Below are 12,219 nucleotides of genomic sequence, written 5' to 3'. Positions count from 1 at the left end.
GGTATGCAAGAGAAGCTACGTGAAAAGCTGGCGGTTTTGCCAGATCAGCCGGGCTGTTATTTAATGAAGGACAAGCACGGCACGATTATTTATGTAGGCAAAGCAAAGGTGCTCAAAAATCGTGTGCGTTCTTATTTTACAGGAACGCACGACGGGAAAACGTATCGTCTGGTCAATGAGATTGCTGACTTTGAGTATATTGTTACGTCCTCAAATTTAGAGGCGCTTATTTTAGAATTAAATTTAATAAAAAAACATGATCCAAAATACAATATTATGCTTAAGGATGACAAAAGCTATCCGTTTTTGAAAATTACGGCGGAAAAGCAGCCGCGTCTCGTTATCACGAGAACCGTCAAGAAGGATAAAGGAAGATATTTTGGACCATATCCAAATTCACAGGCAGCCCATGAAACGAAAAAGCTGCTTGATCGCATGTATCCATTGCGCAAATGCACAAACATTCCAGACAAGGTATGCTTGTATTATCATATGGGACAATGCTTAGCTCCCTGTATCAAGGATGTGACGGAAGAGCAAAATAGGGAAATTGTTGACCAAATTACCCGTTTTTTAAATGGCGGTCATAAGGATATTCGCTCGGAGCTTGAGGTTAAAATGTACGAAGCGGCTGAAAAGCTAGAGTTTGAACGTGCAAAGGAACTGCGGGATCAAATGGCTCATATGGATGCGCTCATGGAGAAGCAAAAAATGATTATGGGCGATTTACTTGATCGGGATATATTTGGCTATGTGATAGATAAAGGCTGGATGTGTGTACAGGTATTTTTTGTTCGCCAAGGAAAGCTAATTGAACGCGATGTTTCCATGTTCCCAATCTATGATGAGCCTGAGGAGGAATTTCTCACCTTCATTGGACAATTTTACGCACAGGATAATCATTTTAAGCCAAAGGAGATTGTACTCCCAAATGCTATCGACCAAGAGCTGGCACAGCAATTTCTAGAGGTGGACGTATCACAGCCAAAAACGGGCAAGCGGAAGGAGCTTGTTGATTTAGCCTCCAAGAATGCAGATATTGCTTTGAGGGAAAAGTTTTCTCTTATTGAACGTGATGAGGAGCGCACGATTAAAGCTGTGGAGAATTTAGGGAAGGCACTGGGGATTCCAACACTGAGCCGAATTGAGGCGTTTGACAATTCGAATATTCAAGGAACAAATCCTGTTTCTGCAATGATTGTGTTTGTCGATGGCAAGCCGGATAAAAAAGAGTATCGGAAATATAAAATTAAAACGGTGCAAGGACCTGACGATTATGAATCGATGCGTGAGGTTGTACGGCGCCGTTATTCTCGTGTGCTGCGCGAGCATCTTCCGCTTCCGGATCTTATTATTATTGATGGGGGAAAGGGACAGCTTGGCGCAGCGATAGATGTATTGGAGAATGAACTTGGCTTGTCTATTCCTGTTGCCGGTCTGATGAAGGATGAAAAGCATCGTACATCGCAGCTTATTATAGGAGAGTCCGCGCGACCAATAGAACTGGAACGAAGCAGTCAGGAGTTTTATCTGCTGCAGCGGATCCAAGATGAGGTACACCGTTTTGCGATCACGTTTCATCGTCATTTGCACGGTAAGTCAGCCATTCAATCTGTACTTGACGAGATCCCAGGTGTAGGAGAAAAACGAAGAAAGCAGCTTTTGAAGCATTTTGGTTCTGTTAAAAAGCTAAAGGAAGCATCAATCGAGGAAATTACAGCAGCCGGTGTGCCGAAGAATGTAGCTGAAGCAGTACGAAGTCACTTTGAACAAGCTTCCTTCTAGCACTATAGGAGAGTATAAATTTCCAGCTAGAAGTCATTTGACAGGAGTAAAGTAGAAGCGAAACTTCGCTTCTGTCTTTGCCTAATGACTCGCTAGTCGGTTATAACTTCCATGATGCTATAATGGTAATAGATGCTTATTTCATTTTCAGCTGATAGCTTGGCGCGAAGGGCTTGTGTGCAGGACAAGGAAGAAATGATGAGCAGATGGAAAAAACGGAAGTGTTTCCCGTGTTGGCACGGAAATTTGCAACTGTTACAATAGGTAGACGAAACAATTGAGCAGTTGCTTGCTTCGTCTACCGTATAAAACATAAAAAGCCAGCAAAAGCCGGCTTATGTATTAAGAGGATCCTTTGCATCCCATTTCACGGTAAATAGTACTTTTTCAGAGCGTTTTTTCGGGTCTTCATATGCTTCAGCAATTACTTGGCGCTGCTGCTGCGTTTGCTGTGCAAGAAAACCCGCTTCTAATTGATAGGTTGTATTTTGTTTATTCTTGTAGCGTTCCCCAATAAGAGGACTCGTTAGTTGTAATTGCAGCTCACGTCGGTTTTGCTCAACGATGCTTAAGTCACCCCAGCCGGCTTGCCGGAAAAAAACGATAATATCTTCAAAGGTTTCTAGTGTGTACTTCCTGGCAAGGTTTTTTCCTGCCCAATATAGTATCCGATCTAATTCTTTGCCAATAATATCTGGAAGAAGCTCTTCACGAATTAACTCGTAGGCGAAAGCATTTATTGGAATTGTTAGTAATTGTTCTATATTTGTTTTGTTGCTCACGAGATTTCCCCTCTTTCTTTTCTGTCGTTATTATATAACATTTTGATAAAAGAAACACATAATTTCGCTAGAATGTTACAAAAGCATTACGATGTTTTAACAGGTATTAATGCACTTCTTGAAATTTTATACAGATATTGTGTATCCGTTTTCTTGACGCTCTTAGGAAGTTAGGAGTAAAATGGATTTGTCATAAATTATACTGTAATATTTTGAATAGTTTTTACAATCTTTTTCAGAGAATGAAAGAAATGCTATTGTCTGAAAATAATAATTTATGATGTGAGCTAAACATTCAAGGGGGGTAATGGGAAGATGAAAGGGCAAGAATTTGCTTACCGTAAATGGCACTCTTTATTAGGAGTCATTCCTGTCGGTATTTTTTTGACACAACACTTAGTAGTAAACCATTTTGCTACGGCGGGCGCAGAAGCGTTCAACAAAGCTTCCGGATTTATGGAACACCTACCATTCCGAATTTTCTTAGAAACGTTTGTGATTTTTTTACCATTGTTGTATCACGCGGTATATGGAATTTATATTGCATTCACTGCTAAGCATAATGTTAATGCTTACAGCTATTTCCGTAACTGGATGTTTTCGATTCAGCGTTTTACGGGCGTATTCCTCGTTGTTTTTATCGCTTGGCACGTTTGGCAGACACGTATTGCCGCTGCATTAGGACAAGAAGTGGATTACGAAATGATGGAAAATATTTTAAGCAATCCTGGTATGTTTATATTTTATACAATAGGCGTGTTATCAGCAGTATTCCACCTTGCTAATGGATTATGGTCATTTTTCATTAGTTGGGGCATTACAGTTTCACCGCGTTCACAGCGCATATCTACTTATGTAACATTGGCGATTTTCTTTGCACTATCTATAGTAGGAATTCGTGCTTTGTTCGCATTCGTGGATCCTCAGTTAGCAAATATGTAAGGAGTGGAGAGCATGAAAGGGAAACTAATCGTAGTTGGCGGCGGCTTGGCCGGCTTAATGGCAACAATTAAAGGAGCGGAAGCAGGAGTTAAGGTTGACCTGTTCTCGCTTGTTCCAGTAAAACGTTCTCACTCTGTTTGTGCGCAGGGCGGTATTAACGGCGCTGTTAACACAAAGGGTGAAGGGGATTCTCCATGGGAGCATTTTGATGACACGGTATACGGCGGCGACTTCTTAGCGGATCAGCCTCCTGTTAAGGCGATGTGCGATGCGGCTCCTGGAGTTATTCACTTAATGGATCGTATGGGTGTTATGTTTAACCGTACGGATGAAGGTCTTCTTGACTTCCGCCGCTTTGGAGGTACGAAGCACCACCGCACAGCGTTTGCAGGCGCGACGACTGGTCAGCAGCTGTTATATGCATTAGATGAGCAGGTGCGCCGTCATGAGGTGGCCGGTCTTGTTGAAAAATTTGAAGGCTGGGAGTTTTTACGTGTTGTTGTAGATGATGAGGGTGTTTGTCGTGGAATTGTGGCTCAAAACTTACAATCATCTGAAATTAAAAGCTTCCAAGCTGATGCTGTTATTATGGCGACAGGCGGCCCTGGTATTATTTTCGGAAAATCTACAAACTCAATTATTAACACGGGTACAGCGGCTTCTGCTGTCTATCAGCAAGGCGCAATCTATGCAAATGGTGAGTTTATCCAAATTCATCCCACAGCAATTCCTGGAGACGATAAGCTTCGTCTCATGAGTGAATCTGCACGCGGTGAGGGCGGACGTGTTTGGACATATAAAGATGGCAAGCCTTGGTATTTCTTGGAGGAGAAATATCCAGCGTACGGAAACCTTGTACCGCGTGATATTGCAACTCGTGAAATCTTTGACGTGTGCGTAAATCAAAAGCTTGGTGTGAACGGCGAAAACATGGTGTATCTAGATTTATCTCATAAGGATCCAAAAGAGCTTGATATCAAACTGGGCGGTATTATTGAAATTTATGAGAAGTTCACGGGCGACGATCCGCGCAAGCTGCCGATGAAAATCTTCCCGGCTGTTCACTATTCGATGGGCGGATTATGGGTAGATTACAACCAAATGACAAATATTCCAGGGTTGTTCGCGGCAGGTGAGTGTGATTTCTCTATGCACGGAGCAAACCGTTTAGGAGCAAACTCCTTATTATCCGCTATTTACGGCGGTATGGTAGCAGGACCAAATGCGATTGAGTACATGAAGGGTCTTGAAAAGTCGGCTGATGCTCTATCTGTTTCTGTTTATGAGCAAAACGAGCTTGCGGAAATTGAAAGATACAACAACATTTTGGCTATGAACGGAACTGAGAATGCGTATGTGCTTCATAAAGAGCTTGGAGAATGGATGACGGACAATGTAACGGTTGTACGTTACAACGAAAAGCTTCTGCAAACGGATAATAAGATCCAGGAACTGCTGGAACGTTATCAGCGCATCAACATTAATGATACAGCAAAATGGAGCAACCAAGGAGCTTCCTTTACTCGTCAGTTAGAAAACATGCTGCACTTAGCTCGTGTCATCACGCTTGGCGCATATAACCGTAATGAAAGCCGCGGAGCGCATTATAAACCAGAATTCCCAGAGCGTAACGATGAACAGTTTATGAAGCATACAATGGCAAGCTTCGATGCAAAGACGAAGGAGCCAGTATTCTCTTATAAAGATGTAGATGTAGATTTAATCGCACCGCGTAAACGCGACTATACTACAGATAAGAAGAAGAAAAATGAAACGGCAGAACAGAAGGGGGATAAGCAACATGTCTGATAAACAAATCCGCCTCATTATTACAAGACAAGACTCGCCGGACGCACAACCGTATGAACAAGAGTTTGCAATTCCTTATCGTCCGAATATGAACGTTATCTCGGCATTGATGGAAATTCGTCGTAACCCGGTTGATACAAAGGGAAACCAAACAACACCAGTTGCTTGGGATATGAACTGTTTGGAGGAAGTATGCGGCGCATGTTCTATGGTTATTAACGGCAAACCGCGTCAATCCTGTACTGCGCTTGTTGATAAGCTTGAACAGCCAATCCGTTTGCAGCCAATGAAAACATTCCCGGTTGTACGTGATTTGCAAATTGACCGTAGCCGCATGTTCAACGCCTTAAAACGCGTAAAAGCATGGGTGCCAATCGACGGTACGTACGATCTTGGTCCAGGACCACGTATGCCAGAGAAGAAACGTCAATGGGCGTATGAGTTATCAAAATGTATGACCTGCGGCGTTTGCTTAGAGGCTTGCCCGAACGTAAACGAGAAATCTTCCTTTATTGGGCCGGCTCCATTATCGCAAGCGCGTCTGTTCAATGCACATCCAACAGGTTCTCTGCATAAAGCAGAGCGTCTGCGTACCCTGATGGGCGATGGTGGACTTGCAAACTGCGGAAATTCGCAAAACTGCGTACAATCCTGTCCAAAAGGAATTCCGCTCACAACATCAATCGCTGCCTTGAACCGCGATACAACATTCCAATCGTTCAAGGATTTCTTTGGCAGTGACAATAACTATTAATCTGTCAGCTATCGCCTCTTCCTACAGAAGAGGCGATTTTCATAAAGAAAACTCGCCGAGTGGCGAAGACAGAGGCGTAGTTGCGCTTATACTGTATTCCTAAAATTTCTCACCACGTCGAATTGACTTCTAGCTAGAAATTTATACTTTCTTACAGTGTAAAGAAAACTCGCCGAGTGGCGAGCCCTGCCTTTGGGCGAAGACAGAGGCGTAGCCCTACTTATACTGTATTCCTAAAATTTCTCACTACATCGAATTGATTTCTAGTTAGAAATTTATACTTTCTTACAATGCAAGATGCTCTAGCTGCAAGCAGTAAAAAAGGTTTCTTATATAATGCTTCACCTTGTGAAATGATTAGGGGGCGCTGGAATGAAACACATATCATATGTTGAAAATGCTCTGGAATGGGAAAAGGAATTTAGCTTTTTTATACCGGTAAAAGTTCGTTTTTCAGAAACGGATATGTTTGGTCACCTTAATAATAAAGCTCCATTTACATACTTTGAAGAGGCACGGATTGAATTTTTTAAGGAGCTTGGTTTTATGCAAAAGTGGATGGATAAAAAGACGGAAGCAATGATTGTTGTGGCAAACCAGCAATGCGATTATTTGAAGCAGGTGTATTTTGATGAACAGCTACGGGTGTATGCAAAGATACAGTCTGTGGGAACCTCTTCTGCTGACTTGCATTATATGGTGAAAAATGAAGCCGGAGAAATCTGTCTTGCAGCAAGAGGGACTATTGTGCAGGTTTCGAGAACAACAGGAAAAGGTTTGCCGTGGTCTGACGAATGGAAAGTGAAATTGCTTGAGAGATAATTCATATAAAAGACCTCTCTTCATTCTCTGAAAAATAGTTCCTCTACCACCCTATATAAGTAGAAGAAAAAGATTTGATGAAGCGAGGAATTTCGGTTTGGGACATTGTCTAGTTTCTGTTTTTAGTACAACCCCACACAACGGAAAATCATCTTCCCTTTGTGTGGGGTGTTTTGCTGCCTGTGTCCGTTTTTCTTATGAAGAGATTCAGGATGTTTTTTCTTGTTCCTCTTGAGAGGAGGATACGGACCAGTCCTGTGTTTGAATTTGTCTAGAGTACAGATCAGTCTCAATTGTGTAACGAGGTCGTTGTTTCACCTCTACATACATTTTTCCGATATATTCTCCAATTAATCCGATGCTCATAAGCTGAATACCGCCTAATAACCAGATTGAAATGACGATGGATGTCCATCCTGGCGTTGTAAAACCAAGGAAACGCTGACCGAGCGCATAGACCCCGCAAACCAGGCTTAGCAAGAAGACGCACATTCCGATAATCGTAATCCAGCGAATTGGCGTTATGCTAAAGGATGTAATGCCATCAAAGGCAAATGACAGCATTTTTTTTAACGGATACTTCGATTCGCCCGCAAAACGTGCTTTTCTCTCATATGTAACAAAAGTGGAACGGAAGCCAAGAAGCGGCATAATGCCGCGCAAAAATATATTGCGCTCTTCATACAGGCTTAGTTCATCAAGGGCACGTTTGCTAAGCAAGCGATAATCGGCATGATTATGTACAATATTCACGCCTGCCTTATGTAAGAAGCGGTAAAACCAAACAGCGCTTGTTCTCTTAAAAAATGTATCTGTATCCCGTTTGCTTCGTACACCATATACAATATCATTGCCTTCTTGATATTTTAGAATAAAATCGCGAATAACGGCAATATCGTCTTGTAAATCAGCATCAATGGAAATGACGCAGTCAGAATATTCCCTTGCCAATAAAATGCCGGCAAGGAGCGCACGTTGATGACCGACGTTGCGCGCTAGCTTAATACCCGTTAAAAATGGATTTATCCTGCTAACTTCCTCTATAAGATTCCATGTCGCATCCTTGCTTCCATCATCTACAAATAGAAGCTTGCTCCTTGCGTGGATAAGCTCCTCTCGGATTAGCTTTGCCAGTACAACTGAAAGCTGTCCAATGGTTTCTTTCATTACTTTCTCTTCGTTATAACAAGGTACCACAATTGTTAAAATAGGTTCTGTCATGATGTCACTCTCCTTGTGTTTCCACTTCATATAGATAAATGCGCCAAAGAGCTTCTGGATGTTCAAAGGATCGTTTGAAACGAAGATGATTGGAAGCTGCGTTTTGAATCGGAACAGCTGAGAAAATATAGCGTCCCCCTAATGAGGAAAAGGCCGCTGTGTTTAACTGCAGATGACGAATTTTTTTCTTGGATGTTTTCCGATAGTCATACCATTTTCCAAGTTCGGCAGAGAATAGGTAGCAGCGTCCGCCCCAATGATCAAAATACCGTTTTAAACGTTTATTTTTCTTGAGCTCAGCTGCAATGATTTTTCGGAATTGCCGCTTATAGGATAGCGGATAAAAGTTATTGTATGTATCTAATGTGTAAAAGCCATTATATTGTGCAATAGCTGGGTGAAGCCCAATGGTTGCAACGCGATAGTTCTGTTTTGGCTTCCCGATATAATCCGCGATATTCTCGAATAGGGAAACTGCATAGAACTCCTTGAAGGACGGAGCATGTACGCGTCTGTAATACCACTCTTCGTTACAATAAAATAAGATAAGACATTGTGCGATAACAGCCAGCTTTACAAGGCTCCTCCATCTCTTTCCAAGCTGCCAAAGAAATGCGAGAGAAAGGGCGAACAGGACATATAAGACAAGCGGCCGCAAAAAGTGGAAGCGTGCAAAGTTGAAAGTGTTCAGAAATGCAAAACGTTCCTTGAGAGGCTGCCAGCCAACATAAAACCAAAAGGCATACCAAACGGATAAACAAATGTTAAGAGCAAACCAACCTAAAAAGCTGCGCTTAAGCATATCCTTTTTGCGCTGAAAAACCAATATAACAAGTGTAAACAGCTGAAGCGGGAGAAGAACGTATGTGTGAACAGTTAGTACGTGTGTATGCCCAATTGCGAAGTTCTTTCCCACGAGCCGAATGGTTTTCCAAAATGGGAGGATAGACGAGACAAACTCATTTCGGCTTGTCGGCCCCTGCGGGAATAAAAGAGAGTAGACAAGTCGATAGTCAATAAGTAAATATAAAGCTGTCATCGTAACGATACTTGCCGCAAATACAGGATTGATGCGTCGAGTTCGCAGTACGTCAACCAACCATAGCACTCCCATTGCAGCGAGAAAAAAGAAAAAGCCTAACACGAAGCTTGAATACAGCGGCAATAGAAGGATGACCAGCCAGTGCTTCCAAGAGGCTGTGTGACGGCGAATATGCAAAAATGCCCATAGAGCAAGCGGGTGCCCCAACGTACTTAACATGCCGGATGGCCAAAAAGGAGTTAAGGAAAAGGCCAAGGCAGCCCCAACAGAAATCCAGCTCGTTTCCCTTTGAGGAATAATATGATCCTGAAGCAGATAATACATTCCAAAAAAAGCCACGAAGCGGACAATTGTTTGACTAATCGCATAAGCAATCATCGAAGGGAACAGCATATGAAGCCAAACGAGAAGGCTAAATTCTGTTCCAAATGAATTGCGTGGCAGCCCATTGATAACCTGGGGAATGGTTGCATCAATTGCCCCAAAAAGCTGTCCGCTTTCCCGGAGCACCTTGTACCAAGCGATATTAGAATCTAAATTATCGTGCATACGAATATGCGCATTCTCTCCCAGTACGTATAGAGGGAGAAGAAACAGAGCAATTATCACGCATGCCAGTAAAACAGCGCGGTGTTCTCGAAGTTTTAACAGCATATTTCATCACCCAAGCTATAGGATAAACAAATAATGGGAAATCATTCATTATTTTACACTGGAAGAAAGTATAAATTTCCAGCTAGAAGTCAATTCGACGTAATCGGAAATTTTAGGAATACAGTATAAGTAGGGCTGCGTCTCTGTCTTCGTCCAAAGGCAGGGCTTGCCAATCGGCGAGTTTTTTTACAAATACAATTCCTTAACTAGGTGCCAATTAAATTTGATAAGAAAACCAGCATAATAGTTATGGCTAAGGAAACAGCGAATGGATACCGTAACGTTGAGGGGAAGCGTGTTAGCTGTTGTTGCGGTAGTGGCGGGAATGAATAAGCTCACCCCTTTTACGAAAGGGGTGAGCTTATCTGCTATTATTGTTGACTTTGATTGTTTCTGTGCTGTGACTGATTTTGTTTGTTCATGGACATCATATCTGTTAACTGGATACCGCCGTTTCTCATCATGCGGGACGCAGCTACGCCAATTCCAATCCCAATTCCAACAGCTGTTAAAGTAGAGAAAGTTCCCATTCCATTTCGTCGAAACATTGTAATCCCTCCTAATTCGTGTATAGTTTTATCTGCAACCTTTGATAATGTGCGGCAAGTACGCGGGAAACATAAGTACAAATCATTGTCTACTCAAGGGCGCACTTTTGTCTCCTTCTTATACAACCTACATTTTTTTGAGGTCATAGCCTTTTCTCTCAAGCTTAACATCCTTCCCTGCCACATTCTCTATAGCTCCATCAACAGTTCCTTCTGTGTACGTATCACTTACTTGTTCATGCGTAACAGCGAACGATTGAGATAAGCTATCATTTTTTTTGTAGTCCGTAGGATCATACTGCTTGTCTGAGATATTGCTGCTTTGTGTTTGTAAATCATCCTGTTGTTTGTTTGCCACTTGTATCAGCTCCTTTCTGCCATAGTGTCACCGTTTCTGCATCGAATTATAAAAACTTTATCCTTTGATAAAATCAGGTTCAGTAATGTTAGCAATCAACTTTTTACAAGGCTTAAAGATTGGATTTTTGCTTATCCCGAATTAACCGAGATACTGTTTTAGGATTTCTAATCCCATTTTCAACTCATCTAATGAGCTTGTAGAAGAAAGCGAAATACGCAAATACTTATCAGGTGTGGTCTGCCCACTGAGAAAACGTTCAGAATGAAAAACTCGAATACCGCTCCTTTTTAAATCCATTTCCAATTTTAAGGCATCATTATGCCCTTCAATGGGAAGCCAACGATAGAAACTAAGGGGATGCCCAACAGGCTTGTTAAGCGGGAAATATTCTAAATACATATCATTTGCAGACTGTGCAAGCTGTTGCTTTTGAGAAACAATTTCATGAGCTTTTCCTGATAAGATACTCTCTGTGATAATCTCCGCATCTAAGGAGGAGGTTTTTACATTGATGTTAAAAATAGCCTGCAAAATTTTCTCACGCAATGCATCCCCATAGACCATATAGGCCACTCTTAATCCAGAACAGATGGACTTAGAGGTGCCGCAAATATAAACACTTTGTTCTGGAAGTAAATTGAACATGGGTTGCTGATAATCGGGGATAATACCTGCCGTCAGAAATGCATGGATATCATCCTCAATCAAAATTAAACGATGCTTACGGATGACCGCCGCTAATTCCAACTTTCGAAAATCTGACATCATAACGGTGGTTGCATTTCTTCACTTCTGGAAGAAAAACATGTTCCTATCTATATCAGGAGGTACTATTGTTTACATGATTTTGGTGCAATTTATTTTTTAACACTGTAGGAAAGTATAAACTTCTAGCAGGAAGCCTATTCGATGTAGCGAGAAATTTTAGGAATATAGTATAAGTGGGGCTCGCCAATCGGCGAGTTTTCTTTATCGAAGTGCTGGTGTGTGCCCAGCAAGCTTTACGAGGATTTATATCGGTTAGTTCAAGATAAAAAGTATTTCGTGATTACAATCAATGTCGAATAAAGAAAGCGTATAAGCTTCTTCATCATCAAAAGAATTTTTTCGTAACCGCTTTAGAAAAAACCTCTTTTTTCATGCACGTTGCAAGCACTCATCTCATACAATGCTATGACTAAATAGATACCCATCCCAAACATGTGGAGTGCTGTTTAAGCAAGGAGGGTTATAGGACTTGACGGAAAAAGACTTTGTATCCAAACCATTACTTACTAAGCGGGAACGAGAGGTATTCGAGTTGCTCGTTCAAGATAAGACAACAAAGGAGATTGCAGGAGAGCTGTTCATCAGTGAAAAAACTGTCCGCAATCATATTTCAAATGCTATGCAAAAGCTTGGAGTGAAGGGGCGCTCTCAAGCAGTTGTAGAGCTTCTCCGCATGGGGGAGCTGGAATTATAGGAACCGACCGGCTTTCTTTCCGCCACAGGAAGGCCGG

The 12,219-nt window shown here is 41.9% G+C and carries 11 protein-coding genes and 2 pseudogenes; 7 read left to right on the top strand and 6 right to left on the bottom strand.

Features of this window, described 5'->3' with window-relative positions; translation table 11 throughout:
* Window positions 1–3 precede the first annotated feature (3 nt).
* Window positions 4–1,785 (top strand): excinuclease ABC subunit UvrC, encoded by a 1,782-nt coding sequence (uvrC, locus tag EP737_RS09600; protein ID WP_129727751.1) that lies wholly within the window; start codon window positions 4–6, stop codon window positions 1,783–1,785.
* Between the two features lie 335 nt (window positions 1,786–2,120).
* Here uvrC and EP737_RS09595 read toward each other — a convergent pair whose 3' ends face one another.
* A complete protein-coding gene (locus EP737_RS09595; RefSeq protein ID WP_129727750.1) occupies window positions 2,121–2,567 on the bottom strand; it encodes a YslB family protein in 447 nt (148 codons plus the stop codon).
* Window positions 2,568–2,882: 315 nt separating this feature from the next.
* Between EP737_RS09595 and EP737_RS09590 the strand changes: the two genes are divergently transcribed.
* From EP737_RS09590 to EP737_RS09575, 4 genes are all read left to right on the top strand, one after another.
* A complete protein-coding gene (locus EP737_RS09590; protein WP_129727749.1) occupies window positions 2,883–3,509 on the top strand; it encodes a succinate dehydrogenase cytochrome b558 subunit in 627 nt (208 codons plus the stop codon).
* A gap of 12 nt (window positions 3,510–3,521) precedes the next feature.
* The gene (sdhA, locus tag EP737_RS09585; RefSeq protein WP_129727748.1) at window positions 3,522–5,318 is read left to right on the top strand and encodes a succinate dehydrogenase flavoprotein subunit; all 1,797 of its coding nucleotides are present in this window, start codon (window positions 3,522–3,524) and stop codon (window positions 5,316–5,318) included.
* The gene (sdhB, locus tag EP737_RS09580) at window positions 5,311–6,072 is read left to right on the top strand and encodes a succinate dehydrogenase iron-sulfur subunit (RefSeq protein ID WP_129727747.1); all 762 of its coding nucleotides are present in this window, start codon (window positions 5,311–5,313) and stop codon (window positions 6,070–6,072) included. The genes sdhA and sdhB overlap by 8 nt, the downstream gene beginning before the upstream one ends.
* Before the next feature lie 372 nt (window positions 6,073–6,444).
* The gene (locus tag EP737_RS09575) at window positions 6,445–6,894 is read left to right on the top strand and encodes an acyl-CoA thioesterase (RefSeq protein WP_129727746.1); all 450 of its coding nucleotides are present in this window, start codon (window positions 6,445–6,447) and stop codon (window positions 6,892–6,894) included.
* Between the two features lie 207 nt (window positions 6,895–7,101).
* Here the strand turns inward: EP737_RS09575 and EP737_RS09570 are convergent, their stop codons facing one another.
* The 5 genes and pseudogenes from EP737_RS09570 to EP737_RS09555 form a co-directional block, all read right to left on the bottom strand.
* Window positions 7,102–8,115 carry a glycosyltransferase family 2 protein gene (locus EP737_RS09570; protein ID WP_129727745.1) on the bottom strand — a complete coding sequence of 338 codons (1,014 nt, stop codon included), beginning with the start codon at window positions 8,113–8,115 and terminating at the stop codon, window positions 7,102–7,104.
* Window positions 8,116–8,119: 4 nt separating this feature from the next.
* Window positions 8,120–9,811 carry a DUF6044 family protein gene (locus EP737_RS09565; protein WP_129727744.1) on the bottom strand — a complete coding sequence of 564 codons (1,692 nt, stop codon included), beginning with the start codon at window positions 9,809–9,811 and terminating at the stop codon, window positions 8,120–8,122.
* A gap of 371 nt (window positions 9,812–10,182) precedes the next feature.
* On the bottom strand, window positions 10,183–10,359 hold the full coding sequence (locus EP737_RS25510; protein ID WP_165350737.1) for a hypothetical protein: 177 nt from the start codon (window positions 10,357–10,359) through the stop codon (window positions 10,183–10,185).
* A 127-nt stretch (window positions 10,360–10,486) separates the two neighbouring features.
* On the bottom strand, window positions 10,487–10,717 hold the full coding sequence (locus EP737_RS09560; RefSeq protein WP_129727743.1) for a YozQ family protein: 231 nt from the start codon (window positions 10,715–10,717) through the stop codon (window positions 10,487–10,489).
* Between the two features lie 141 nt (window positions 10,718–10,858).
* A pseudogene (locus EP737_RS09555) lies at window positions 10,859–11,503 on the bottom strand (aminotransferase class I/II-fold pyridoxal phosphate-dependent enzyme); the annotation flags it as partial.
* Between EP737_RS09555 and EP737_RS09550 the strand changes: the two are divergent.
* Window positions 11,496–11,588 (top strand): annotated as a pseudogene (locus tag EP737_RS09550) (AzlD domain-containing protein); the annotation flags it as partial. The pseudogenes EP737_RS09555 and EP737_RS09550 sit on opposite strands and share 8 nt — an antisense overlap.
* A 369-nt stretch (window positions 11,589–11,957) precedes the next feature.
* A complete protein-coding gene (gerE, locus tag EP737_RS09545; protein WP_129727742.1) occupies window positions 11,958–12,182 on the top strand; it encodes a spore germination transcription factor GerE in 225 nt (74 codons plus the stop codon).
* Window positions 12,183–12,219 lie beyond the last annotated feature (37 nt).

Source organism: Ectobacillus funiculus, from assembly GCF_004138295.1.
GTDB classification, from domain to species: Bacteria; Bacillota; Bacilli; order Bacillales; family Bacillaceae_G; genus Ectobacillus; species Ectobacillus funiculus.
This window is presented reverse-complemented; position numbering and strand designations above follow the sequence as displayed.

Excerpts from the sequence above, each read along its gene's own strand:
- sdhA (WP_129727748.1), top strand. The coding sequence starts at position 3,522 with ATGAAAGGGAAACTAATCGTAGTTGGCGGCGGCTTGGCCGGCTTAATG.
- EP737_RS09590 (WP_129727749.1), top strand. The coding sequence starts at position 2,883 with ATGAAAGGGCAAGAATTTGCTTACCGTAAATGGCACTCTTTATTAGGA.
- EP737_RS09565 (WP_129727744.1), bottom strand. The coding sequence starts at position 9,811 with ATGCTGTTAAAACTTCGAGAACACCGCGCTGTTTTACTGGCATGCGTG.
- sdhB (WP_129727747.1), top strand. The coding sequence starts at position 5,311 with ATGTCTGATAAACAAATCCGCCTCATTATTACAAGACAAGACTCGCCG.
- uvrC (WP_129727751.1), top strand. The coding sequence starts at position 4 with ATGCAAGAGAAGCTACGTGAAAAGCTGGCGGTTTTGCCAGATCAGCCG.
- EP737_RS09575 (WP_129727746.1), top strand. The coding sequence starts at position 6,445 with ATGAAACACATATCATATGTTGAAAATGCTCTGGAATGGGAAAAGGAA.
- EP737_RS25510 (WP_165350737.1), bottom strand. The coding sequence starts at position 10,359 with ATGTTTCGACGAAATGGAATGGGAACTTTCTCTACTTTAACAGCTGTT.
- EP737_RS09570 (WP_129727745.1), bottom strand. The coding sequence starts at position 8,115 with ATGACAGAACCTATTTTAACAATTGTGGTACCTTGTTATAACGAAGAG.